At 52.4% G+C, this 24,630-nt stretch carries 21 protein-coding genes; 18 read left to right on the top strand and 3 right to left on the bottom strand.

Annotated elements, in window-relative coordinates; translation table 11 throughout:
* The first annotated feature begins 225 nt into the window (after positions 1–225).
* The 8 genes from ACFVTB_RS14895 (at position 226) to ACFVTB_RS14860 (ending at position 7,394) form a co-directional block, all read left to right on the top strand.
* On the top strand, positions 226–1,359 hold the full coding sequence (locus ACFVTB_RS14895; RefSeq protein ID WP_387750337.1) for a sugar ABC transporter substrate-binding protein: 1,134 nt from the start codon (positions 226–228) through the stop codon (positions 1,357–1,359).
* A gap of 125 nt (positions 1,360–1,484) precedes the next feature.
* Positions 1,485–2,975 carry a sugar ABC transporter ATP-binding protein gene (locus ACFVTB_RS14890; protein WP_387750334.1) on the top strand — a complete coding sequence of 497 codons (1,491 nt, stop codon included), beginning with the start codon at positions 1,485–1,487 and terminating at the stop codon, positions 2,973–2,975.
* Positions 2,972–3,955, top strand: coding sequence for an ABC transporter permease (locus ACFVTB_RS14885; protein WP_387750331.1), 984 nt, complete (start codon positions 2,972–2,974; stop codon positions 3,953–3,955). The genes ACFVTB_RS14890 and ACFVTB_RS14885 overlap by 4 nt, the downstream gene beginning before the upstream one ends.
* A gap of 203 nt (positions 3,956–4,158) precedes the next feature.
* Positions 4,159–4,722, top strand: a complete 564-nt coding sequence (locus ACFVTB_RS14880) for a beta-class carbonic anhydrase (RefSeq protein WP_387750329.1) — start codon at positions 4,159–4,161, stop codon at positions 4,720–4,722.
* A gap of 272 nt (positions 4,723–4,994) precedes the next feature.
* Positions 4,995–5,312, top strand: coding sequence for a thioredoxin family protein (locus tag ACFVTB_RS14875; protein ID WP_387750327.1), 318 nt, complete (start codon positions 4,995–4,997; stop codon positions 5,310–5,312).
* 73 nt (positions 5,313–5,385) lie between these two features.
* Positions 5,386–6,012: a peptide-methionine (S)-S-oxide reductase MsrA gene (gene msrA / locus ACFVTB_RS14870; RefSeq protein WP_387750324.1), complete on the top strand. Its 627-nt coding sequence runs from the start codon at positions 5,386–5,388 to the stop codon at positions 6,010–6,012.
* 32 nt (positions 6,013–6,044) lie between these two features.
* Positions 6,045–6,689, top strand: coding sequence for a hypothetical protein (locus ACFVTB_RS14865; RefSeq protein ID WP_387750321.1), 645 nt, complete (start codon positions 6,045–6,047; stop codon positions 6,687–6,689).
* 33 nt (positions 6,690–6,722) lie between these two features.
* Entirely contained in the window at positions 6,723–7,394 is a 672-nt protein-coding gene (locus ACFVTB_RS14860) for an NAD-dependent epimerase/dehydratase family protein (protein ID WP_387750318.1), read from the top strand.
* Positions 7,395–8,387: 993 nt separating this feature from the next.
* Here ACFVTB_RS14860 and hflX read toward each other — a convergent pair.
* On the bottom strand, positions 8,388–9,680 hold the full coding sequence (hflX, locus tag ACFVTB_RS14855) for a GTPase HflX (RefSeq protein WP_387750316.1): 1,293 nt from the start codon (positions 9,678–9,680) through the stop codon (positions 8,388–8,390).
* 897 nt (positions 9,681–10,577) lie between these two features.
* Between hflX and ACFVTB_RS14850 the strand changes: the two genes are divergently transcribed.
* From ACFVTB_RS14850 to ACFVTB_RS14805, 10 genes are all read left to right on the top strand, one after another.
* Positions 10,578–10,757: a hypothetical protein gene (locus ACFVTB_RS14850; protein ID WP_387750313.1), complete on the top strand. Its 180-nt coding sequence runs from the start codon at positions 10,578–10,580 to the stop codon at positions 10,755–10,757.
* A gap of 171 nt (positions 10,758–10,928) precedes the next feature.
* Positions 10,929–11,666, top strand: a complete 738-nt coding sequence (locus ACFVTB_RS14845; protein ID WP_387750785.1) for an HAD family hydrolase — start codon at positions 10,929–10,931, stop codon at positions 11,664–11,666.
* 120 nt (positions 11,667–11,786) lie between these two features.
* Positions 11,787–13,568 (top strand): HSP90 family protein, encoded by a 1,782-nt coding sequence (locus ACFVTB_RS14840; protein ID WP_387750310.1) that lies wholly within the window; start codon positions 11,787–11,789, stop codon positions 13,566–13,568.
* A complete protein-coding gene (locus tag ACFVTB_RS14835) occupies positions 13,565–14,635 on the top strand; it encodes a hypothetical protein (RefSeq protein WP_387750307.1) in 1,071 nt (356 codons plus the stop codon). The genes ACFVTB_RS14840 and ACFVTB_RS14835 overlap by 4 nt, the downstream gene beginning before the upstream one ends.
* Positions 14,636–14,705: 70 nt before the next feature.
* Positions 14,706–15,317: a carbohydrate-binding family 9-like protein gene (locus ACFVTB_RS14830; RefSeq protein WP_387750304.1), complete on the top strand. Its 612-nt coding sequence runs from the start codon at positions 14,706–14,708 to the stop codon at positions 15,315–15,317.
* Between the two features lie 325 nt (positions 15,318–15,642).
* Positions 15,643–16,401, top strand: coding sequence for a hypothetical protein (locus tag ACFVTB_RS14825; RefSeq protein ID WP_387750301.1), 759 nt, complete (start codon positions 15,643–15,645; stop codon positions 16,399–16,401).
* Between the two features lie 34 nt (positions 16,402–16,435).
* Positions 16,436–17,197 carry a hypothetical protein gene (locus ACFVTB_RS14820; protein WP_387750299.1) on the top strand — a complete coding sequence of 254 codons (762 nt, stop codon included), beginning with the start codon at positions 16,436–16,438 and terminating at the stop codon, positions 17,195–17,197.
* A gap of 96 nt (positions 17,198–17,293) precedes the next feature.
* Positions 17,294–20,995 carry an S-layer homology domain-containing protein gene (locus tag ACFVTB_RS14815; protein ID WP_387750296.1) on the top strand — a complete coding sequence of 1,234 codons (3,702 nt, stop codon included), beginning with the start codon at positions 17,294–17,296 and terminating at the stop codon, positions 20,993–20,995.
* Between the two features lie 71 nt (positions 20,996–21,066).
* Complete coding sequence (locus ACFVTB_RS14810; RefSeq protein WP_387750293.1) at positions 21,067–21,762, top strand: cytochrome c biogenesis CcdA family protein; 696 nt, start codon at positions 21,067–21,069, stop codon at positions 21,760–21,762.
* 24 nt (positions 21,763–21,786) lie between these two features.
* Positions 21,787–22,425: a TlpA family protein disulfide reductase gene (locus tag ACFVTB_RS14805; RefSeq protein ID WP_387750290.1), complete on the top strand. Its 639-nt coding sequence runs from the start codon at positions 21,787–21,789 to the stop codon at positions 22,423–22,425.
* 146 nt (positions 22,426–22,571) lie between these two features.
* Here ACFVTB_RS14805 and ACFVTB_RS14800 read toward each other — a convergent pair whose 3' ends face one another.
* Both ACFVTB_RS14800 and ACFVTB_RS14795 read right to left on the bottom strand, forming a co-directional pair.
* Entirely contained in the window at positions 22,572–23,969 is a 1,398-nt protein-coding gene (locus ACFVTB_RS14800) for an aldehyde dehydrogenase (RefSeq protein ID WP_387750287.1), read from the bottom strand.
* Positions 23,970–24,078: 109 nt separating this feature from the next.
* Positions 24,079–24,477, bottom strand: coding sequence for a GyrI-like domain-containing protein (locus ACFVTB_RS14795; RefSeq protein WP_387750285.1), 399 nt, complete (start codon positions 24,475–24,477; stop codon positions 24,079–24,081).
* Positions 24,478–24,630: the final 153 nt, after the last annotated feature.

The following is a 24,630-nucleotide window of genomic DNA, read 5'->3' as shown; positions in this document are numbered from 1 at the left end:
TAATGATATAATGTTTCCTAACGTTTGCTTTTTGGGCATGCTTGACCGAATGGCTTGAGGGGGAGGATTCCTTATTGCTTGCGGCGTTTGAGCGGTTTTAAGCAAGCGGGAGGCGATTCGTGAGTTGAAGCGAGATAAAAGTATTGACGAACAAAGTTAAATCCGATAGGATTACTTATAGTTTAATCCATCGTTTTTATAGTTTCCAACAGGGGGAGATTACACATGCGTAAAAAATATTTTAGCGGGCTGCTCAGCTTGACGCTCGCGCTTGTACTGGTCGTTACCGGTTGCGGAAGCAAGCCGGCGAACGAAGGCGGCAATGCCGCAAATGGCGGAAGCGGTTCGCCCGCAGCCGAAGTCGAGAACCTTCCTGCCGCTCTGAAAGAGAAGGGCGACATTAAATTGAAAGTTATCCGCAAAATCGGCGGAGACGATCACACGGCTCAGTTCCTGGCAGGCGCTAAGCAAGAAGGCGAAGCGCTCGGGTTCAAAGTGGACACTTTCTCCGCGAACGGCGATACGGCGAAGTTCCATGACGCGTTGGCGCAGGCTGCTGAGAGCGACGTAGACGGCGTTGTTATCTCGCACGGCGACGACCCTGCAACGGTTGATGCGGTCAAGAAGCTGAGAGAGAAAGGCATTGAAGTCGTTGCATTCGATTCCGTGCCAGACCTGTCTGCAGTAGAAGGCGTAACGCTGACTTCGCAGGATGACGAAGCGCTGGCCCAATACGCGCTGGATCAGCTGGTGAAAGAGCAAGGCGAGGATGCCAAAATCGTTTATCTGTGGGTAGACGGATTCCCTCCAATGGTTCGCCGCAATAACGTCTATAAAGATACGCTTGCGAAATACCCGAACATCAAAGAATTGGAGCGTTTCGGCGTTGCTTCCCAGAATACGTCGGTTGACACGCAAAACGCGGTCGCAGCTATGCTGACGAAGCATCCGAAGGGTGAAATCGACGCGATCTTCGCTACTTGGGACGCTTTCGCGAGCGGCGCGGCAAGAGCGCTGGTTGAAGCGGGACGTACGGAAATTAAAATTTACGGCATCGACGTTTCGAACGCCGACCTGCAAATTATGCAGGAAGAGAACAGCCCATGGGTATCCACGGCTGCTGTCGATCCGAAGATGATCGGTCAAGTAAATGTAAGACTGCTGGCTAAGAAGCTTGCCGGCGAAGAAACGCCTGCTACCTACAACCTGGAAGCGGCGCTTATCGATCAAGAGACGCTGAAGAAAGCGTCCGGCCCAGTCAACATGGAGACTTTGGCTGATATTATTCCAGGCTGGGGCACGACAACAGCATTCGAAGAAGATTGGATCAAGGCATTGAAGGAAGCTAAAGGCAAGTAATTCATTCCGTGCTATAATAAGCGTTAGTTTATGCAAGCGCCCTTGTCCTCATGGACAAGGGCGCTCTAGCCTGTCTGGAAAGGATGGTGGGAGTGTTGGCACAAGAGAATGCGGGTAGGTTGGAAATGAAAAACATATCCATCGCCTTTCCCGGCGTCAACGCGCTGAGCGGCGTCGATTTTCAGGCGTCGGCGGGCAGGGCGCATGCGCTGATCGGAGCGAACGGAGCGGGCAAGTCCACGCTGATGAAGGTGCTGGCTGGCGTGTATGACCACTACACTGGAGAGATTCGGATCGACGGGAATGACGTTTCGATTCGAACGCCGAGAGAAGCGAAGGATCAAGGCATCCAAGTCGTCTATCAGGAAGTTGATACGGCGTTAATCCCGAACCTGACGGTAGCCGAAAACATTATGCTGGAGCGGACCGTTCACGGCATGAAAGGGAAGCAGTTCATCCGCTGGAAGCAGCTGCATCAAGAAGCGCAGGTTATTCTCGATCGGCTGCAGGTTGCCGTCTCGACGAAGAAGCTGGTGCAGGAATTGACGCTCGCGGAGAAGCAAATGGTGCTGATCGCCAGATCGCTCTCGACGTCATGCCGGTTTCTCGTGCTCGACGAGCCGACCGCCCCGCTCAGTCATAGCGAGACGGAGCAGCTGTTCCGGCTTGTCCGCTATTTGAAGAGCGAGGGCGTAGGCGTCATTTTCATCTCTCACCGCCTACCTGAACTGTACGAAATTTGCGAGGACATTACGATTATGAGAGACGGACGTCTGGTCGTCCGTGATGAACTGTCCCGCTTGAGCCAGCATCAAGTCGTCGAGCATATGCTCGGAGCGAAGCTGGAAGGGCAGTTTCCAGACGTTCGCCGTACGCTCGGCGGCACGAAATTCGAAGCGAGCAACATCTCCGACCATGACAAAGTGAACAACGTCAGCCTCTACATTCGCGAGGGTGAGATTGTTGGCCTCGCTGGCCTCGTCGGCGCAGGCAAAACCGAGCTATGCCGCGCCTTATTCGGGGCATCCGGGCCGGTAGCGGGAGATATTCGCCTGCAAGGACGCAAGCTCCGGTACGGCTCGCCTTATGGAGCAGTGCGGAACGGGTTGGCGCTTGTGCCGGAGGAAAGGCGCCGTGAAGGCGTCTTTGTCGAGGAGACGGTCGTTACGAATTTAACCGCAGCCAGTCTGTCGAGACATACCGCATTTGATTCATGGCTTAGCCGCCGCAAGGAAACGAAGGCGGCGAACGGAATCGTCGCCGATCTGGGCATTAAGACGCCAAGCGTCCAAGCTTATGTTCGCAATCTGTCGGGCGGCAATCAGCAGAAGGTGGCGATCGGCAAGTGGCTGCTGGTTGATGCCGATGTCTATATCTTCGACGAGCCAACCAAAGGGGTCGACGTTGGGGCGAAGCGCGATATTTACGAGCTTGTCGGCGAGCTGGCGAGCCGCGGCAAGTGCGTGCTGTACGCCTCGAGCGAATTTTCCGAAATGATGGGCCTTACCGATCGGATGTACGTCATGTATGACGGGACGATTGTGAAGGAACTGGAGACGCCGAAGACGAGCGAGGAAGAGATTTTGCTGTACAGCACAGGAGGCCTGATGACATGAACGCGGTCAAACCGGTTCGGAAGTTTTCGGTTTTTGAATTTTTATATAAGTATGGAACGCTGATTACGATACTGCTTTTGATCGCCGTATTCGGGATCGGAACGGACAACTTTTTAAGCGGCTCCAATATTATCATTATTTTGCGGTCGATTTCGATCGTGACGATTATTGCCATCGGTTTGACGGTATCGCTATCGGTCGGCGGCTTCGATCTGTCGGTCGGCTCAACGGCGTCGGTAGCCAATGCGCTCGTCATTTCGCTTTTTGTCTGGCACGGGCTCAACATTGGGCTCAGCATCGGCATTGCTCTTGCGATCAGTTTAGCGGTCGGGCTCATTAATGCGTTTCTAGTCATAAACTTCAAGATACAGGATATGCTGATGACGCTGGCGACGATGTTTATTTTCCAAGGGGTAGCCTTGACGTATACGAAGGGGGCGACCATTTCCCAGAACATGGTCATGCCAAACGGTGAATTTGCAACGGGACAAATTCCGAAGCTGTTCGGCAAGCTCGGCCAAGTGCCTTGGATCATTATCATTATGGTGGCGGTTGTCGTTATTGTGCATCTGTTCTTGAACTACACGAAGCACGGACGCTACATGTATATGATCGGCGGCAATCCAGAGGCGGCAAAACTGTCCGGCATTGCAGTTGGACGGTATCGTCTCGTTGCCTATCTGGTATCGGCGTTCTTCGCGGGCATCGGCGGCATTATTTTGGGCGCACGGGTGATGAATGCAGAGGTGAATGCGGGCGGTCCGTATTTGATGGATGCTGTTGCCGCCGCATTTATCGGCTATTCTGTCTTCGGGGCAGGCAAGCCGAACGCGTTTGGTACTTTTGCAGGGGCAGTGCTGATCGGCATTTTGTCCAACGGATTGATTATGCTGTCCGTTCCTTATTACGCGATGGATATCGTGAAAGGCGGAGTGCTGGCGCTGGCGTTGGCGATTACGTATTATAAAAGAAAACATTAACGCTCTATCTGTGCGGTATAGAATCAGCAGATGCGTGCGAAAAACGGAAAGAGCCTGCCAAGTCGGCAGGCTTTTTCTTATGCCATGGCAGGACGCGAAAACGTTTAAGTGGTAAAATAATTGTAATAGACCGCAGCGGAACAGAGGAAGCGAGGCGGCATTATTGAACTGTTTTTCGCAAAGAAGAGGAGGCTGGACAAGCCATGTCCATTGTATCGGAGCTGCTGGAAGTGAACCGGAATTTCGTTGAGGAAAAAGGATATGAACCGTATTTGACGGACAAATATCCCGATAAGCGGCTGGCGATCCTCACTTGTATGGATACGCGTTTAAGCGAGCTGCTGCCGAAGGCGCTTGGTTTGAAAAACGGCGACGCCAAGTTTATTAAAAATGCGGGCGGCCTGCTGACCCAGCCCTTCGGCAGCGCTATGCGCAGCATTTTGGTCGCGGTGTACGAGCTTGGTGCACAAGAGGTTATTGTCATCGGCCATCATGGCTGCGGCATGGCGGAGATTGATCACGAACGGATGGTGCGCAAGTTCACCGACAACGGCATCGATCCGCTTGTTATTGCCACGTTGGAGAAAGCGGGCATCCGCATGGATAAGTTTTTGCGCGGGTTCAATCGCCCGGAGGAAGGCGTGATGCACAGCGTTCGCATGATCCGGCGTCACCCGCTGTTTCCCGAGCATGTGCCGGTGCATGGTTTCGTCATGGACCCGGAGACTGGGCAGGCGGATGTCGTTGTTGAGGATTACCGGGAGTAGCGAGCAGGTAGGTAGGAAGGAAGGAAGGTAGGTAGGTAAGCGGCAGGTAGACGGGTAGGCGGGTAGGCTGGCGGAAATGAATGCGGATAGCTCTCGTACCGTGCGCGCCTTCCTACTCTCGGTGCCATCGAGGCAGCGGTGCTCGGTCACACTTTGGTGGTTAAACCTCGTGTTGGGTACAGCAGGTAGGCGGACTGTGGAGGTTGTAGGCGGAGTACGGTCGGTTTATACTGGGTGTAGCGGGAATTTTCGCAGTAAGAGAGGGAATGCATATGGCTATACAAGAAATTCGGGAAGACGAATGGCTCGAATTGAATCGGATCGGCCAAGGGACTGACGCGATATTGTTTTCCACGCCGTTTTGCGGGACTTGCAAGGTCGCGGAGCGAATGCTGGAAGTCGTCGACGCCGCGGGCGTGCCGGCCACGTTGTATAAAATGAACATGAATTATTCGCCGAAGCTGCGCGATGCATGGAAGATCAGAAGCGTGCCCTGCCTCGCGCTTGTCAGAAATGGCGAAATCGTTCAGTTCGAATATGCGATGCGTTCGGTCGATCATTTGTTTGAGCTGTTGAAAAATACGGAGTAGGTAGACAGGTGAGCGCCGCAGATGCGAGCGCTTTTTCCTTATACGGCGGCGGAGGGAAAGGAGGGCGAAAGCGATGAGGATAGACACAGCCACGTTCGGCATGGGCTGTTTTTGGAGTCCCGAGGCGTTGTTCGGGCAACTGCCTGGCGTTATCTCGACGCAAACCGGCTATGCCGGAGGCGCGGCCGAGTATCCCACATACCGGAATATGGGCGATCATACAGAAACCGTCCAGCTTCGCTTCGATCCTTCCAAGCTGCCGTTCGAGTCGATCGTCCGCTTGTTCTGGAACAGCCATAACCCGAATAACATAAACGGCTATAAAGGCGACCAGTACAAGTCGTTGCTTTTTTGGCAGACGGAAGAGCAGCGGGATGCGATTGGACGGGTTCTTCAGGAACGGAATGAACGCGGAGAAACTGGGGCGGAGACAGAAGTTTGCCCTTATGAGCACTTTTGGCCAGCTGAAGATCGGCATCAAAAGTATTATTTGAAACGGTATCCGGATGCGGTCCGTCAGCTTGAACTGCTTTTTCTGCATCTCGATGCTCCTATGGAAACGACGCTGGCAGCCAGGTTGAACGGTGTGGCGAAGGGCTACGCGAATTTGTCGGCGGTGAAGGACGAGATAGCCGATTCGGATATCGACGAAGGCGAGAAGGAAAGGCTGATCGCAGCCATCAGCCGTATTCGGTGGTAGCCGGAGAGAAAGAGAGACGGTTAGGGGAGAACATGATGCAGCTGTTTGCGGTACAATCGAGTCGGCTTGAAGCGGGCAGGGTCGAGGATTTTTTGGAGGATCATTATATATGCGCAGGCTGGCCGGGACTTGGCGATCTGGAAGGTGCTGGACTGGAAGAGATAAAGGAACGGCTGGCGCGCGTGTACGGGCTTGGAGGAGGCCGGCTGGTCGAGCAGTCGGAGGAGCTGTTGCTTTTTAACAGTGGTATGCAGGACGGCGATTACATTTTGCTGGCCGACGATGAAAACAGCAGGCTCCATCTAGGCGATCTGGGCGATTATTACTATGTCGACGGAGCCGATCACCCCGAGGATGGCACCTGTCATCGGAGAGGCGTAACTTGGCTGAAAAGTGCGGCGAAGGAAGACGTTTCCCCCGAGCTTCGTCGTCAGCTAAGAGCGGTGACGGGCAAGCGGGTTGTTGCGAAGCTGCACGGCTCTGTGACCGAATCGATGCTCGAACGCTGGTTTACTATTGTGCCGGAGAGCGGGGGAGCAAGTGCCGGACCGGCTGTTGACGACGGCACGGTAATGGAGGCGCTGGCGGTGCTGAAGGAAGCGCTGAGGAGCGGCGACCCGGAACGGAGAGAAAGAGCTGCCATTGCGATTTTGCGATATGCGTCAGAGCGGCGTTAGCGGTTACGATAACGGACGAAAGGAGCATTTTTAATGAAAATTAGAGCGATTGTGACTGGCGTTACAGGAATGGTTGGAGAGGGCGTATTGCATGAATGCCTGCAGCATCCTGATGTAGAAAGTGTGCTGGTGCTCGGCCGTCGTCCATGCGGAGTGGTTCATCCCAAGCTGAAGGAAATTGTGCGCAATGATTTGTTTGAACTGGATGAGGTGGAGGAGGAGCTGCGCGGCTACAACGCCTGTTATTTCTGCCTCGGTGTATCGTCAGTAGGCATGAAAGAGGCCGATTACAGCCGGATCAGCTACGATTTGACGCTTTCGGTCGCTGAGCGGCTCGTTCGACTGAATCCCGATATGACGTTCTGTTACGTGACAGGAAGCGGTACGGACAGTACCGAGAAAGGGAAAGTCATGTGGGCAAGAGTAAAGGGACGGGCGGAAAATCACTTGCTGCGTCTCGGCTTCCGCGACGCCTACATGTTCCGTCCTGGCTTCATTCAACCCACCGAGGGGATGAAGAACGTTCACCGTTACTATTCCTATATACGCTGGCTATATCGCCCAATGAAGAGGCTAATGCCAAACTCCGCAACCACAAACCGGGAAATCGGACTCGCGATGATTAACGCCGTTATTTACGGCAGCGATAAGAAGGTACTAGACAATATCGATATCTCCAAGCTGGCGCAGGCTGGAGAGCGTTGAGGAGATAGTTTGGAATAAGGGATAAGGTTGGGTGGATTGCTACCGGCTGATCGTTACTATTCGCTCCATCTGATACTTGAGATAGTTGAAGGTAAGGTTCCTCATAATTGTGTTTGGCTAGAGTGTTTGATCAACTATTGGCTATTGGCTAAATTAGTACGAGTCAATTAGCTCACGGTGCGCTTAAACACCATGTCGGATAAGCAGCATCGAGCGCGAGAATGGCGGATAGCGACTAACTTTACAGTAATATTGGGTAAGTGCGCGATCCGGCCGAAAGTATGGAGCGAGCGCAAACTTCTAACCAACAAATCAACAAATCAACAAATCAACAAACCAACAAACCAACAAACCAACAAACCAGCAAACCAGCAAACCAGCAAACCAGCAAACCAGCAAACCAACTGTCCTTCCACGCGGGTAATGACGAGAATAACTGCAAAAGGCTGTTTACTGGTCGGAGCTAGGACGTAAACGGCGGGGGAAGGAAGGAAATAACTGCGAAAAAGCAGTTATTTGTCTCTCCCGAGCGCTAAACGGCAGGAATAACTGCAAAAAGGCAGTTATTGGCTGGAGCGAGGGCGTAAACGGCGGTGTAGGGCAAGAAATAACTGCGGAAACGCAGTTATTGCTCTTTCCCAAGCGTGAAATGGCAGAAATAACTGCAAAAAGGCAGTTATTGACCTGGTCGAGGGCGTAAACAGCGGGTAGTGCAGAAAATAACTGCAGAAAAGCAGTTATTGCTCTTTCCCAAGCATGAAAGAGCAGGAATAACTGCAAAAAGGCAGTTATTGACCAGAGCAAGGGCGTAAACGGTGGGGTAGGGCAGGAAATAACTGCAAAAAAGCAGTTATTTGTCTCTCCCGAGCATGAAACGGCAGTAATAACTGCAAAAAGGCAGTTATTGGCCGCAGCGAGACCACAAAAGGCGGAGCAAGGAAAACCCTTGCTCCGCCTTTTGCTATACATCACCGTATAAATCCCCGCCCGCGACTAGACCAACGGCGAGAGTACCTTCACTTCGTTCCGGAAGCGGTCGAAGTCGGACTTGCGGCATTCCATCGACAGCCGCGTGCCGTCTTCCTCGTAGCTGACGGAGCGGACGTGGGCGTGCTCGTTAAAGTAGGATACGATTTTGCCTTGATCGTACGGGATGAGCAGCTCGCATGTCAGGTAGTCCTGGAATACGCGGCTGCGAATCAAGTCGATTAACTCGTCGAGTCCTGCTTTTTCCTTGACCGACAGGTAGATGGCACCTTCTTCTATGCGAGGATAGGCATGTTCCGTCAGGTCGCATTTGTTGTAGGCGTAAACGGTCGGCAGCTCTAGCGCACCGAGATCTTTCAGCGTCTCGTCCGTGACGGCGACAAGCTGCAAATATTCATGATGCGAATAGTCAACGACGTGAATGAGTAGATCCGCTTCGGTCACTTCCTCCAGCGTCGAACGGAACGCTTTGACGAGGTGATGGGGCAGTTGGCTGACAAAGCCGACGGTGTCGGTGAGCAGGAATGATTTATTGTCCGGCAGCTCGATGTTGCGGACGGACGTTTCAAGTGTGGCGAACAACATGTCTTGCGCCAGCACCTGCTTATGCGTATTGGGGTTGACGTGCTCCATAAGAGCATTCATCAAGCTCGATTTGCCCGTGTTCGTATAGCCGACCAAGCAAACGACGGGCACTTCGTTTTTCTTGCGCTGCTTGCGCTGAATTTGGCGGCGCGCAACCAGCTTTTCAAGCTCTGCTTGCAGCGCAGTAATGCGCTCCTCGATCCGTCGACGATCGAGCTCCAGCTTTGTTTCCCCCGCGCCTCTGTTTTTCAACCCAGATCCGCCGCCTTGTCTGCCAAGTGAAGCGCGCAGGCCGACCAGCCTCGGGAGCATATATTGAAGCCGCGCTACTTCGACTTGCAGCTGTGCTTCTCTTGTTTTGGCGCGCTCAGCGAATATGTCGAGAATAAGCACGGTGCGGTCGATGACGGTGCACTGCAGATCGTTCTCCAGATTGCGAATTTGGGAAGGCGAGAGCTCGTCGTTGAAAATAACAAGCTCTGCCTCATGCGCCTCCAGCAAAGCGCGCAGCTCTTCGATTTTGCCAGTTCCGATATAGTGGGACGGATTGACGCGGCTTGCCTTCTGGCTAAGCTCGGCCGCTACGTCGATGTAGCAGGCGGCTGCCAAATTGCGCAGCTCCTCCATCGAGTAAGCGAAGTTGTTCTGATGCTGTAGTTGAACGCCGACGATGACGGCGCGCTGTTCCGGTTGTATTAGTTGTTGTTCAGTCATAAGTTTGATCATCCTCTCGCGTACGACGGTCGTCGTACATGTAAAAAATAAAAAACACAGGCAGCCAGTCTGCTGCCTGTGTTCACACAGTGAGGCGCGAGGATTTCAGAGCTCGAAGCGAGTCCATGCGAATGAAATCGGCACGCGGCGTCGGCAAAGGGCCCTTCGGTTCTGCAACTCATCGGCTGACGAGCTGCGGAAAATGAACCGAAGAAACCAAAGGCCAACTGACTGACGTTCCAAGAGGCCGAATAATTGGACTCTCCGGGAATACAGACAGCGGACCTTACCGATGGGGCAACGTAACATGGACAGACTTATCCTGAGTCCTCTGCGCGCAGGCAGAGCTTTGGCGCTATCGACAAATACAAGGCGTTATAAGCATTCTCTTATAGCGGCTTCTATCTGTAAGCGCAACGGTATGCAACCGCCGTGTGGGCGGTATCCGCCGGGCTTATTAGCCGCGCAAATGTCTAACTCGGATAAAATCTATCACACGTACCCCTCCGTTCAGTAAAAATTAGTTAAAGTGTAGCACAGCGGCGCTTGTCGATGCAAGGGCGTTTCAAACGCCCTTGCACCGCCCGCCCTGCACCGCCCGCCCTGCACCGCCCGCCCCGCCCCGCCCGCCCCGCCCCGCCCGCCCCCCGCACCGCCCGCCCCACACATCGCCCGCCCCACACGTTGCTCCCTCGCCAAGCTCCTCCTAGCCAGTTGCATCGTGCAAGCAAAAAAAGGAGAATGAGGCCGAACGACTGAGACAGAGAGCCGCTTTTGGGGCGAAACGGTTGAAAATGGTGATAACGGCACTCTCACAGGGTTTCTCTGCGCTTTTGCCCGTCTGATATAATAAAAGAATATAGATAGAGGAGAAACCTGAACTGGAAGGTGAATGCGTTGACTTACAAGGAAATGCTCGGACGCAACAATGCGATCCTGAAACGGAACATTGGGCGAATGATTTTGAAAGACAACAAGCAAGGACTCAGTTCGCAGGAAAGCAATATGTACCAATCGATGCTAAAACGCCTTCATCATAATGAAAGCGAGCTGCAAGCGGCCAGAAAGCAAGACTAGGCGCCAAGCCCGGCGCAGACAAACGGTATTCTTCTTTTTTTACACGCGGCCCGGTCCAGCATGGACGGGGTTTTTTGCTGTGAAAAAAACGTGCTGGGACGGTGCCCTCCCTCATCGTTCGATGATAAAATAAAAGGGACTTGCCGAAAAAAAGGAGAGTTTCTGTTGACGATAAATGAAAGCATCAAAGGCATTTTTTTCGACGTAGACGACACCTTATACGATCATCTGGCCCCGTTCCGTACGGCCGTTGATGCGGAAGCGTCCGTCCCTCGCGGTTTTCCATACGAGGAGGCTTACCACCGCATGCGTTATTACAGCGACATGCTGTCGCTGGAGATGGGCGGAGCGGGAGCGATGGAGGAAGGGCAGGCGACCGAGCGAATGCGGACGGAACGCTTCCGGTTGTCCTTGGCCGAATTCGGGGTGAAGCTGACGAACGAGGAAGCGGCGCGCATGCAAGCGGCCTATATCGGCTGCCAATATCAAATTACGATGTTCGAGGGGGCCAGGGAACTGATCGGTGAGCTGGCCGCCCGCGGATTTACTATCGGCTTGATAACGAACGGAGCGCCTGGCCATCAGATGATGAAAATTAAGGCGATGCAGTTGGATGATCTCATTCCACCGGAGCGGCAGTTTGTCTCGGGTGCGACAGGATGGGACAAGCCGGACCAGCGATTGTTTCACTACGTTAATGAACGGACCGGCACGCTGCCATCGAACAGCATTTATATCGGCGATTCCTGGCGCAACGATGTGACGGGCGCGCTTAGCGCCGGCTGGAGCGTTATTTGGTTCAATCACCGCGGCGTGAAGCCAGAGTCCGATCAAGTGCCTGACTCGTATTTAACGGCGGATAATTATACGCAACTGCGCGAATTATTACTGGGCTTAAAACTTAACTAATGAAATTAATTTAATTATTATTTTATTCTGAAAATTAATCCTTCTCTCCAGAAGGAATCAATCTTCCGATAACGAATGTAGATGCATCTTGCCACTTTTACTTTCGCAGAGGTACACACAATGGAAAACATGAACTTTCAGGTCAATTTGCAAGGTATTATCGATCTTTTATCCAACCACCTGTATTCCGATCCGGGCGTTTTTGTCCGGGAGCTGCTGCAGAATGGAACGGATGCAATTATGGCGCGGAAAAGGCTGGGACAATCGTTTCACGGGAAGCTGACAGTTGAGCTGTTCCCTTCGGTGCATACGATTTCCATTCAGGATAATGGCTGCGGTCTGACCGCAGAAGACATTGAACGCTTTTTATCCCGCATAGGCAGCACCTCGAAAAAGGGCGAGCTCGACGCAGCCGACGACTTCATTGGGCAATTTGGCGTTGGACTGCTGTCCTGTTTTATCGTCAGTGAAGAAATCGTGCTCATTACCCGGTCTGCGAAGGAAGGCCAGTCGCTCGAATGGAGGGGCAAGCCCGACGGCACTTATTCGCTCAGGAAGCTGAAGGAGCAAGTGCAAATCGGGACGACGATCTATTTGAAGGCCAAACCAGACTATGAAGATTACTTCGAAAATGAGCGCTTGCTAGAACTTACAGTGAAATACGGTCAATTTCTGACCGTTCCGATTCATTTTGCGGTGGAAAAAGATGAACTGCGAATTAATGAAGAGACGCCCCCGTGGAAAATGGACAAGCAGGCCGCAGCTGACTATATCGAAAGCAATGCCGCATATAAGCCGCTGGACGTCATTCCGGTTTTTTCCCGGGTGGGCGGAGTGGAGGGTGTCGCTTACGTATTGCCCTACGCGGTCAGCCTGCAGGATGAGAAACGGCATCAGGTCTATTTGAAAAACATGTTATTATCGGACAAGCTGAGCAACATGCTTCCGGCTTGGGCCTTTTTTGTTAACGGCATTATTAATACGGACGGTCTAAGGCCGACGGCTTCGCGCGAAGCTTTTCAGGAAAATGAACTGTTTTATACGGTGCGCGACGAGCTGGGCTTATGCATCAAACGATATTTGATCGGCTTGTCAGAAAGCAATCCGGAGCTGTTCAAACGAATAATCGCGATTCATTACCATTCAATTAAAGCGATGGCGGTCGAGGATGAGGAGCTGTATGAGCTGTTTATCCGGCATCTCACCTTCGAGACTTCGTACGGCGAGCTAGAGATGTCGGCTATATTGGAAAATCGCTCGACCGTATTGCTCACCACCACGCTGGATGAATTTCGGCAAATCGCAAGGGTGGCCAAAGCGCAGCATTTGATGGTCGTCAACGGCGGCTACGTGCATGATTTTGAGCTTGTCCGCAGCTTGCCGAATGTGGCCGACGTCGAGGTTGTCGTGCTGGACGTGCTTGAATTCGCCGGCCGCTTCGAGCGGCTGGACGTGGAGGAAAGGCTGGCTGTTCAGCCTTTTATCGATCTGTCGGACCGTTTGCTTGCCAAGTTTCAATGCCGCAGTACGGTGAGGTGGTTTGAGCCGTCTGATCTGCCGGCTCTCTACAATACGAACGAAGAGGTTAACTTCTTTAAGCTGGCCGAAGAAAGCGAGAAAATCGCCAACCCGCTGTTCGCGGAAATCGTTCAGGTCATTCGGCAAGAGCTCTATGAGGAGCCTTTTGCAAGGCTTTGCTACAACTATAATAATCCGATCGTCCGCAGGGCGATGATGACGAGCGACCGGTCCATGCAAAAGCTGTGCATCGAGCTGTTGTATACGCAAGCGCTGCTGATGGGCAACCATACGATGAGTGCGGAGGAACTGAATCTAATGAATGTTTCCTTGCACGAGTTTATGAGCCGCGGTCTGAATGCCCCACCGGGAGGTTCGGCATGAAAAACCGGTATGACGGATTGCGCAGAGAGCTGTGGTCGATGCCCGACGGCAAAAGAAAGCTCGCCGTTATGGAGGAAACGATTCGCATCGCCGATCAGCATATGAACGTGCAGGAAGCGTACGAGGCAAGAATGGAATACACGTCGGCCGCGCTGGAAAGTGGATGCCCGGAACGTCTATATATTTCCTTTTCCTGGTGCCTGGCGCAGTACGACCGCGACCCCGGGGGATATTCCAGCCTGGAAATCATGTGGCAGTACAAGTGGGTGCTGAACCACTTATGGCGCATGCCGCAGCTCGGCCTGGATTTTATCGAGCGGGTGTTTGACGACTTCCGGGATCGGTGCGGGAAGCTGGGCTTTACGCTTCGCGCGTATCATCAGCAGAAAGTGAATTTTTTATTGTCGCAAGGCCATATGAAGGAGGCGGCGGACGAGTTCCGCTTGTGGCGGGGCACGCCGCGCGACTCCTTATCGGACTGCCGGGCATGCGAGCAAAATTTGTTCGCAGAGTATTATTTTCGCATTAACCATAATAAAAAGGGCTTGCAGACGCTGAAGCCGATTCTGGAAGGCAAGCTAAGCTGCCGCGCGGTCCCGCAGAACAGCTACAGCCAATTAATGATGCCGCTGTTAAAGCTGGGCGAGTACGATCAAGCGGCGGAAACAGCCAAGAAAGCCTACCGATTGCTAAACGGACCGCAGTATCTGATCGAATATAGCGTGTTTATCGAGTTTTTCACGATAATGGACATGCCGAAGGCCGTCAAACTGTACGAGCGCACCATTCAGCTTGGTCTTGATAGCAAGCTCCCGTGGGATCGCTTCCGCTATTTTTTATCGGTACGTCTCTTTCTCCGGGAGTGGAGCAAGAAAAAGCGGCGAAAGCGGCTTGCGCATTCGGAACAGGTGACGCTCGAGTGGCTGGACGGCGAAATCGATAGGCATATTGGAGCGTTTAACGAACGAAACGGCAACGACTACATGGACCGGTACATAGCGGAAAAGGAACAGTTCGTTCATCGTCTAGCGGATAAGAGAGACGGGGGCACCTTCGGCAAGCCGTAGCAAGGTTTTATTACGGGGTGGACGGGATGTCGAGTAAGGCTGCAGCAGAGAAAAGGAGACGATGAATGCTATGAATTCGCTGAAGCGATATTTGTGCAAGAAAGTGCAAGGCCCAATCGAATCGGTCAATTGGGAGCTACTCGACTCGGTTTCGTTGTCGAATGTCATAGACGGAGAACGGGCAAGGCTGCAGACGAACGTTAAGCTATGCTGGTCGGATGAGGCGATTATGGTCCACTTCGATTGCGAAGACGATCATGTCGTTGCTACGATGACCGATCGCGACGACCCGCTTTTCCATGAAGACGTCGTCGAGATTTTTCTGGATGACGCCGGACAGGGGCTGCTCTATCGCGAGTTCGTCATCAGTCCGAATAACGTCGTTTACGATGCCCTGATTGTTAACGACGGAGAAGGACAGATCAACGCTGGCGTACAATGGAATGCCGACGGGCTGCTCACTTCGGTCCATAAAAGAGAAGATGGGAGCTGGCGCTGCGAGCTTTCAATTCCGCTGATGAACTTCGACGCGGCCCCCGCACCCGGTTCGGAATGGCGCTTTAATCTGTATCGGATCGACGACGATAAAGAAGGCAACCGTCACTTCTGGGCGTGGTCGCCAACTGGTGCGATCGAATTTCACTTATCCAAACATTTCGGCACGCTCGTCTTCGCCGATTAATCGAACACTAATGACATAAGCAAAATATTTATTGGTTCTGTATGAAAAAATATCCGTATTTTGTATTGACCGTACCTACGGACCATGTTAAAATTCATTAAGTCCAATAAGAATAGTCGGGTTTCAAAAGAAACGACTAACCGCTTTTATGAGGCGGTTTGCCTACTAGTAAACTAGAGGCGCATGAAGATGGAAGGCCACTAAGGCATCCGTATTCATGCGTCTTTTTCTATTGGCGAAAAAGAGTGATGGGTGCAGGGAGGGCTCATCAAGAAAGCAAAGGCAAGTCCAATTTAGAAATTCGGGGAAGGGTGGATCATTTACTATGAAAAGCTTAACAACATCGAAACTTACTTTATCGGTTATCGCCGGGTTAGCCATCTTAATCTCTTTAACTTATGGCATCATCTCGTCGAAACAGTCCCAAGCTAACGGGGCTGCTGCAGAAGTTGCGCCAAAAGCAGCGGAATCGGGACAACTCGTTAAGGCCGACGCGCCTCCAGCGGCAGAGCCGGTAGTCAATGCGAAGAACGAACCGGAGAAAACGGCTAATCAGCCGGCTGCAGAGCCAACACAACAAGAGAAAGAATCTGCAGCACCGGTTTCCGTTACGAAAGAGAGCCAGCCGGAGCCATCGGCGCCGCCTGTCAAAGCGAGCGTTCAGACGGCCAGCTTGTCCGTGAAATCCGAACAAGAATCGGAGAAGCCGGCAGCAGCTAAGTCCGAACCTGCGAAAGAACAACCAGCTAAACAAGCATCAGTCGCTTCAAATGCCGGTACTTCCGCAGAAAAGCCTGCTTCCGCTCCTGTTAAAAAGGATGAAAAACAAGAGCCAGCGAAGCAAGAGCAGCCTAAGGCAACAGCCGCACCTGCGCCTGCAAAAGAAGTTGAGCAGCCTAAACCGACGGAAGCGCCTAAGGCAGAGTCCGCGCCTTCTAAGACAGTTAGCATCGCGAAGCCAGGTGCGAATCAGCCGAAAACTGCGCCTTCCGTTACAGCGCCGTCCTCGTCCAGCTCCTCATCTTCATCGTCCTCTTCTTCCTCGGACTCGTCGTCCAAGGGCAGCAGTGAAGAAGATTGCTAAGCTATTAATGATAAAAGAAGGATAGGTGACGACGATGACGAAACGCACTTTTTCCAAATGGGGCATTTCTATCGCAGTAGCGGGCGCTGTAATTGGCATATCCGCTTATAGCATCTTCGCAGGCAATCAAAAGGATACCGTGCATGCCGACGCCGGTCGGCAGCCGGAGAGCGAGATCGTTAGCCAAGCGCCTCAGCAGCAACAGCCGGAGAGCAAAGCTGGCGCCGAACAGACGCAGCTGTCAGCTGCTAAAGTCGAGCGCGAGCAGGCACCGGAAGAACGGAAAGCCGAAGCGCAGGCCGTTGTTGCGGTTAAAGACTCGGAGCCGGAAGGCAAGGCGCAAGGAAGCTCGCAGGCTGAGGTTAAAGCTTCTGCTGAACAAGCAGCGGTTGTAAAGCCTTCCGAGCAAGCTGCACCGTCGGCGAAACCGGCAGCAGAGCCGAAGCAAACGGAATCCGAGACTCCTGCCAAGGCTGTCCTGTCCGCTACGGATAAGGAAGAGCCGAAGAAGAAAGCGGATGTACCGCAGGCTGCCGAGCAAACGCCGGCTAAGCAAACGCCGGCAGATGCAGCCAAAGAGACGGCGAAGGAAACGGCTAAAGAAACGGCTCCTGTATCCACACAGCCGGCCAAGGTAGTTGTGAAAGCTTCTTCCACGGAGAAACCGAAACAGGTTGTTCAGCCAACAGCGCCGTCCGTTAGCGCACCGTCTTCCTCCGGTTCATCCTCTTCGTCGTCCTCGTCCAGCAGCGACGATACGTGCGATATCGACGACGAGGGAGAAAAGGATTGCTAATCAAGGATCTTGCATACGAGGCCTGTTCTCACAGGCCTTTGTATTCGAATGAATGCAACAGGCTTAAATAAACCACGAAGAAAATGAGGTAAGCATATGACTAGACAAGCCAAACCTTTATCGCAAAAGCTGCTGCTGCTTGTGTTGTCCGCTTTGCTGGTGCTTCCGGCCTTTTACAGCGGTCCGGGACAGCAAATAGCGGCGGCTGCGGCAGGGCCGACCGACGTAATCGGAACAACGCTTGACCCTATCGGATATTTTCAGAAAAAGTTTCCCGCTTTGCAAAATGATCCCGATCATGTATTCCGCACAGTAACTTATCACGAGTTCGATCATGTGCTGACTTATTCGGGCAACTACATCTTCCTGGTCGGCGGCGCATGGGATAACGATACGCAGGCTGCGATCGGGTCCATCAACAAGGTCGCCAAGGAATACGGCATTACCGGCATTCATCAGTTTGACCCGCGGTTGGACGGCGTGAATGCCAACACGGACATTAGAAGCAATGCGATTGATCCGCTCAATCGCCGCTATGTCGATTTGGTCAATAAGTATTTGACCAATCTGGATGATTTCACTAACAGCACGGAGACCGTTACATACACGTATACGTCTTCAGGCGCAAATCCTACTACGATATCGAATAGCGCTGATAATATTTCGACGCCATTTTTATTTATCTATAACAAGGATCATAAAGACGGCGGCAATGCCGCTCCGATCGTAGCTGCGCTTGGCGATAAGCCAACGAATACAACGGATTATGAAAGCAGCTTAAGAGAGCTGTTCGACGAGATTTCCACACCGGTTAACGGCGTGAAGAAAGCGGATCATAAGGTATTATCCAATAGTGAATATGTACCGCTGTCTTACAACCGCTTCTCCGGTTCGGCTATTTTTGATCAAAACGATCCGCCAATTGTCATCGAGCCGGTGACGCTTGATGAGCTGCATGTGGTGTTGGACAGCGACGATACGAGCGTTATTTTGTTCGGATGCGCATGGTGCGGCAATACGCAGGCGGTCATCAAATTTGTCAACGAATATGCGAATAAATACGGCATTAAACGGGTTTACAATTGGGACACCAAGCTGGATGGCGGCGTCGGCGCCGTTTCTGCACAGAGCGAGTTCTCCCATCCGAAGCCTGACGACGGCAACTTCTATCAAACTCGTCAAACCGGCCATCGGAACACCAATATATATGTCGACCTGGTGAAAACGTACTTCCCGGATTTGAAGACGGAGTACAAGCTGGGAGCTTCCACACAAATCAAATATACCAATGATCAAAATCAGGAAGTGGCCGTTCAGCGTCTGCAAGCCCCTTACCTGTTTGTGTACAACAAAAATAATACAGATACCAACGGCAAAAGCTCGCCTGTTCTTGGGCATGTCGAGTTGATGTACTCCTGGACGAATATCCAGCCGACTTATAATGGCGGCGTTAACCATGCAACGCTGGTAGAAGGGCTGAAGACGCTGTTCTCCAGACTTGAGCTGAAACCATCTGGTCTATCCGGCGTTTCGCCGACATCTGGCAGCAGCGCTAATGGTAAAATCAAAGGAACAAAAGCTTCTCAGGAATATCGCCTCCAAGGCGAGATTAACTTCCAGCAGGCTTCCGAGCTTGAAACTACCGGACTTGCGGCGGGTACTTACGAAGTAAGATACGCAGCCAAAACCGGCGTTAACGGTCCAATCTCCAGGCTGGAGAAATCGCTTTACGATCCTAGTGAAATCGTTACGGTTGTTGTGCCGGAATTTCTGGAGGAGCAAGCAGCTCCTGCGGGACTGATAGGCCATCCGCCTACTGCGGCGAACACCGATGACGGTCAAATCGAAGGCGTGAAGCAAGGACAGGAATATAAGGCTCTTAGCGATCAAAACTATGCGCCTGTTACTGTGACGAACAGCACTTATCTGACAGGACTTAAGCCGGACACTTATCTGGTGCGTGCTGCTGCAAAACCAGGTTACAAGGCAAGTCCTTCTACAGAAGTTATTGTACCTAATTTCGATGAACAGTCCCAAGATCCGCCAACTGGACTGGCAAGCGTAACGCCGACATCGCCAGCCAATGATGACGGTCAAATTACGGGTGTTAATGACTCGTTGGAATACAGATCTGGGGATGACCTTGCCTATCAGAAGGTAACGGGAAGCGTCATTACCGGCCTATCACCGGGAAGTTACTTCGTCAGGAAGGCAGCTGCACCAGGATATAGCGCAAGTCCGGTTGTCGAGGTTGTCGTTGCGTCTTACGTCAACATTGACCAAGACCCGCCTGTCGGCCTTGCGGGTGTCGCTCCGACCAGCGGTGCTAATAAAGACGGAAAGATTACAGGAACCGTTGCCGGCCTGGAGTATAAGCTCAAAGGGACAAATAACTACATTCAAGCTGCCGTTCCGGCGATTACCGGTTTGTCGGCAGGAACTTATGTAGTTAGAACGGCTGCTAAGTATGGATACAATGCAAGCTCCGAAGTTGAAATCGTCGTTCCTGCGTACAGTGGAGGAACTGGCGGCAACGGCGGAGGTGGCGGCGGCTCGCAACCGACTCCGACTCCACAACCAACTCCACAGCCGACCGATTCTACCGGAAATGGGCAACCAGCCGGCAAGAAGAACGTTGCGGTGAAGAGCGTTACGCAGACGGACGAGGCGACAGGCGATGTTGTTGCTGTCATTTCGGGAGAAGAGCTCGCGGGAATCATCAATAAGATCAAAGAGGCGGAAGCTGGCGGCAATCAAGCTGTTATCCAGCTGAATGTCGAGACGAACGACAAAACAGAAACCGCTCAATTTACAATCGGGCGCACCCTCTTTAATCAGATCAGCTCGGAAACAGGCGCTGCCATTCAGGTGAACTACGGCACGCTTGCGACGATCGAACTGAATGCTGCGACTGTGAAGCAAATTGCAGCGGGTCAGACTACTGGAGACATCAGCCTTATCGTGACGAAGACTTCGCTCGACGAGGAATCGCAGAAAGTGCTTGGAAACCGACCGGTATATGTGCTGTCCGCTTTTGCAGGCGATCAGCTCATTCCGTCCTTTGGCAAAGGGAAAGCTGCAGTAAGCCTTCCGTATAAGCCAGCGGCAGGAGAAGATCCTCTTGCGATTATTGTATACAACGTGACGGATGAGGGAGCTCTTGAAGTTATTCGCGGGAAGTATAATGCCGCTTCGGGCACGGTCGATTTTGTTACCGATCATTTCTCGCAATACATCATTGGCTATCAGAAGCTTGCGTTCAGTGATGTGAAAAACAGCGATTGGCACCATGACGCTATTACGTTCCTGGCTGCCAGAGAAATTACAAGCGGAACGGACGCTGAGCATTTCAGCCCGAACCAGACGGTAAGCCGGGGACAATTCATCGTATTGCTGCTCAAAGCATACGGTATTCAGCCGGATGAAGCTTCCGCCGACAACTTCGCGGACGCTGGCAATACGTACTACACCGGTTATCTTGCGGCTGCCAAACGCTTAAATATTGCAGGCGGCGTAGGCAACAACAAATACGAACCGAACAAAGGCTTATCTCGCCAAGAGCTGTTCACGCTGCTGCACCGCGCACTTGAACAGTTGGGCGAACTGCCAGCTGATAAAACCGGCAAAACGCTTAACAGCTACAACGACAACAGCAAAGTAGCGGGATTTGCACGCGAAGCGCTGTCGGCGTTTGTGGAAAGCGGTGTTGTATCCGGTGCAGGCGGCAAGCTGAATCCAGAAGCGGCTTCCACGCGAGCGGAAGTAGCGCAGGTGCTGTACAACTTGCTATCTAAATAAGCAACACAGGATGGGCAGTCGATCGACTGCCCATCTTATCCGTTTGGACAGCAAGAAAGGGGGACAAGAGAGTGGATGCTATACTGGCTTTTGCCGCAGGGCTGCTGTCTTTTCTGTCGCCATGCGTAATGCCGTTAATACCAGTTTACTTGAGCTATATCGTCGGCACTTCCGTTTCGGAGGTGAATGGCAATAGACAAGGGAGCACGGTGCTCTTTCGATCTATTTTATTCATTGCAGGCTTCTCGCTCATTTTCATTGTGCTCGGCGCTTCGGTGAGCTCGCTCAGCAAGCTGCTGACGACCAATCTGGACATTATACAAAAAGTGGGCGGCGTCATCATTGTCATTTTTGGCATACATATGACCGGACTTATTAAAATCCGCTTTTTTTATGCCGATAAAAGGCTGCTTTCGAAGCAGATTAGCGGCAGCCAAGCGAGTTCCTTCCTGCTCGGAATGGCTTTTGCCATCGGCTGGACGCCTTGCGTCGGTCCTATTCTGTCTTCAATTCTTATCTATGCGGGCAGCATGGAGACGATAGGGAAGGGAGTGCTGCTGCTCGTGTTCTACTCGCTTGGGCTGGCGCTGCCTTTCTTCGTATCGGCTTTGCTGATGGGCAATCTTCGTTTCTACTTAAATAAAATCAACCGGTTTTTGCCGGCTCTGTCCGTAGCTAGCGGAGTTGTCATGATCGTTATGGGGATTCTTGTATTCACCAATCAGCTTGAGGCATTGGGGCAGTATGCCGGTCTTTTTAACCTATAAACGGTCGGCTGGAGGGGGGGCAGCATGAAAAGAAACGCGTGGATAGGCATCGGTTTTATTATTATCTTTTTGCTGGCGGCCTATGGTGTTCGCCACTACAGCTTGTCCGGGCAAGAGGAGCGATCTGTGCAAACGGAAGTCTCGGAAGAGGGCGCGAAAGCGGAAGCCGGTACAGATGCAGATATGGGTGCAGAGGTGGATGCCGAAGTGGATGCAGAAAATACTGTAGCGCTTATTCCGCTCGAGCAGCGCGAACAGGCTGTTGCCTTCACGCTGCCCGATCTGTCCGGCACCCCGGTCGATCTGGCAGCCTATGCCGGTCAGCCGGTCTACTTGAATTTCTGGGCTACCTGGTGCAAATGGTGCAAGCAGGAGATGCCGGCTATGCAGGAGATTTTCGAGAACCAAGCGGATAAGGGGCTGGTCATGCTCGCCATCAGCGTCGGGGAAGAGCGGGATAAGGCTGCTGCCTACATTGAGGAGCATGGCTATACGTTCCCTGTACTGCTTGATCGGGATAAAAAGGTGACAAGAGCGAACGGCATCCGCAGCATTCCCGTTTCGATCTTTGTCGATAAGCAGGGCAATATAGCCTACAAGCATATTGGCCCGCTTACAGAGCCGCAGATGGATGCCATTATCAATCTGCTAGCGGCAGAATAGCAAGAGCGTAAGAGTTGAGCTTAGCTTCATCAGAGGCGCAGCCGCGATGCAAAAAACCGTCCATTCGGCCTTTACGGCCATAATGGACGGTTTTTTTATGGTCGCTTTGTTGTACGCAGCTAAGGCTTAGGCGTAAACTCAGGCGTTTACTTCAACAATTTCTTCAATATTTTCAGCTTCGATTCGTTATAGGGCGGGAATACGACAGGCACGTTGATGCGAGTGCTTTTTTTCAAGACGCTTTTCCGATGGGAGAACGCCTCGAAGCTGTGCTTGCCGTGGTAAGCTCCGATACCCGAAGAGCCGACACCGCCGAAAGGCATATGAGGATTGGCGATATGCTGGATGCAGTCGTTGACGCAGCCGCCGCCGAACGAGACTCTCGTCATCACTTCCCGCTCGGTCGCTTTATTCTCGGTAAATAGATACAGCGCCAAAGGCTTCGGCTTCCCGTTCACGGTATGAATCGCTTCTTCAAGCGTACGGTATTCCAAGACGGGGAGAATCGGGCCGAATATTTCGTCCTGCATAGCCGCGTCTTCCCAAGAAGACGTTTCGAGCAGAGTCGGCTCAATGTATAGATCGCTGCGGTCGAGTCGGCCGCCGTAACGAATAGTGGACTGGTCCTGCTCCAGAATAGCGGCAAGCTGATCGAACCGGCGCTCGTTGACGATGCGGCCGTAATCGGGGCTCGTCTGCGCATCTTGTCCGTAAAAGCCTTTGATCGTCTCCGCCAGCTTTTCCATCAGCTGCTTCTTGATCGAAGCATGGGCCAATATATAGTCGGGGGCGATGCAGGTTTGTCCGGTGTTCAGCAGCTTGCCCCATGCGATGCGCTTCGCGGCGATATCCAGATTCGCCGTCTCGTCGACGATGACCGGGCTTTTGCCGCCAAGCTCAAGAATGACGGGAACGAGATTTGTTGCCGCCGCGCTCATGACGATTTTGCCGACGGCTGTGCTGCCGGTGAAGAAGATCAGATCGAACGGCGCATGAATGAGCAGCGACGTCGCTTCCTTCTCGCCTTCCACTACGCGAACGTGCGAGGGGTCGAAGATTTCCGCAATCAGCCGGGAGATGACGCCTGTAATATGCGGCGTGCCTTCCGATGGCTTCAGCACGACGCAGTTGCCCGCGGCTACTGCTCCGATCAGCGGCTCGATGCACAGCTGGAACGGATAATTAAACGGGCTAATAATTAATACCGTGCCGTAAGGCTCGGCAATTATTTTGCTGCTTGAAGGCAGCAGGTGAAGTGGGGTTTTCGCCCTTTGCGGCTTGGCCCAACTGCGCAGCGACTTGATCGTGCCGCGAATGCTGTCCAGCGTAAAACCGATTTCCGTTTCGTACGTTTCGAATTCGCTTTTCCGCAAATCTTTATGCAACGCTTCGACGATTTGCGGTTCAAACCGGCGAATCGCTTCCTGCAATTTACGCAGCTGCTCGAGCCTGAAATCGACGCTTAGCGTCCGGCCGCTCCCGAAAAACCGTTTGTGCTCCTCCAGCATCCGTGCGACGTCTGAGGCTGCTAATTCCGGGGTCATCGACATTCCTCCGATCGGATTCTCGTTACTTGCTATTGCCAGAAGTTCCTAGTTTCATTGTGGAGGAACGGGCGGCATTTGACAATAACGAACTGCCGATCTGAAACGTTTATTTGATGGCGATATAAATATCGATCTCGCCGTGAGAATCATATTTTTCGAAGTCGCATGTATAGGCTCTCTTCAAGGTGCCCGCCTCTTCGCGGCGCCATATTTTTTGCCATGTCTTTACAACGCCTTGCTCTTCAGCCGTATCGACACGGAAAATCTCGTACTTTGCGCTTGCCGGCAGTTCCAGTTGACGTTCGCCTTCTTCACCCTCTACGGCAATGCACAACGTATAGTCGCCCTTATAGTCGCTCTCGTATTGATGATAAACGCCATAAAGGGTGCTGTCTTGATCAGCCGTGCGATCGTAAGCTTCCTTCCACAGTCCCGAAATTTTTTGCAGCAGCAGCTCGTCCTTGAAGTTGTTGGTCCGCACGCTGTTGATTATCGTTAACTTCATCGGTGTAATCCTTTCAAATCAGGCGAAAAAACCTTTATTCACAATCCGAAACGGCCGAAGCGCTAGGGAGATCGTCTTCTTGGCTTGAGGGCCAGAGAAGTCGTTTCCGAAGCGCCATTTGTTCGGCCTGTGCAGAATGTATGTTCCTATAAT

This window comes from Paenibacillus sp. NPDC058071, assembly GCF_042885235.1.
GTDB lineage: Bacteria > Bacillota > Bacilli > Paenibacillales > Paenibacillaceae > Pristimantibacillus.
This window is presented reverse-complemented; position numbering and strand designations above follow the sequence as displayed.

Excerpts from the sequence above, each read along its gene's own strand:
- ACFVTB_RS14830 (WP_387750304.1), top strand. The coding sequence starts at position 14,706 with ATGAATTCGCTGAAGCGATATTTGTGCAAGAAAGTGCAAGGCCCAATC.
- ACFVTB_RS14795 (WP_387750285.1), bottom strand. The coding sequence starts at position 24,477 with ATGAAGTTAACGATAATCAACAGCGTGCGGACCAACAACTTCAAGGAC.
- ACFVTB_RS14840 (WP_387750310.1), top strand. The coding sequence starts at position 11,787 with ATGGAAAACATGAACTTTCAGGTCAATTTGCAAGGTATTATCGATCTT.
- ACFVTB_RS14820 (WP_387750299.1), top strand. The coding sequence starts at position 16,436 with ATGACGAAACGCACTTTTTCCAAATGGGGCATTTCTATCGCAGTAGCG.
- ACFVTB_RS14825 (WP_387750301.1), top strand. The coding sequence starts at position 15,643 with ATGAAAAGCTTAACAACATCGAAACTTACTTTATCGGTTATCGCCGGG.
- ACFVTB_RS14880 (WP_387750329.1), top strand. The coding sequence starts at position 4,159 with ATGTCCATTGTATCGGAGCTGCTGGAAGTGAACCGGAATTTCGTTGAG.
- ACFVTB_RS14865 (WP_387750321.1), top strand. The coding sequence starts at position 6,045 with ATGATGCAGCTGTTTGCGGTACAATCGAGTCGGCTTGAAGCGGGCAGG.
- ACFVTB_RS14875 (WP_387750327.1), top strand. The coding sequence starts at position 4,995 with ATGGCTATACAAGAAATTCGGGAAGACGAATGGCTCGAATTGAATCGG.
- ACFVTB_RS14805 (WP_387750290.1), top strand. The coding sequence starts at position 21,787 with ATGAAAAGAAACGCGTGGATAGGCATCGGTTTTATTATTATCTTTTTG.
- ACFVTB_RS14835 (WP_387750307.1), top strand. The coding sequence starts at position 13,565 with ATGAAAAACCGGTATGACGGATTGCGCAGAGAGCTGTGGTCGATGCCC.
- hflX (WP_387750316.1), bottom strand. The coding sequence starts at position 9,680 with ATGACTGAACAACAACTAATACAACCGGAACAGCGCGCCGTCATCGTC.
- ACFVTB_RS14800 (WP_387750287.1), bottom strand. The coding sequence starts at position 23,969 with ATGACCCCGGAATTAGCAGCCTCAGACGTCGCACGGATGCTGGAGGAG.
- msrA (WP_387750324.1), top strand. The coding sequence starts at position 5,386 with ATGAGGATAGACACAGCCACGTTCGGCATGGGCTGTTTTTGGAGTCCC.
- ACFVTB_RS14895 (WP_387750337.1), top strand. The coding sequence starts at position 226 with ATGCGTAAAAAATATTTTAGCGGGCTGCTCAGCTTGACGCTCGCGCTT.
- ACFVTB_RS14860 (WP_387750318.1), top strand. The coding sequence starts at position 6,723 with ATGAAAATTAGAGCGATTGTGACTGGCGTTACAGGAATGGTTGGAGAG.
- ACFVTB_RS14890 (WP_387750334.1), top strand. The coding sequence starts at position 1,485 with ATGAAAAACATATCCATCGCCTTTCCCGGCGTCAACGCGCTGAGCGGC.
- ACFVTB_RS14815 (WP_387750296.1), top strand. The coding sequence starts at position 17,294 with ATGACTAGACAAGCCAAACCTTTATCGCAAAAGCTGCTGCTGCTTGTG.
- ACFVTB_RS14885 (WP_387750331.1), top strand. The coding sequence starts at position 2,972 with ATGAACGCGGTCAAACCGGTTCGGAAGTTTTCGGTTTTTGAATTTTTA.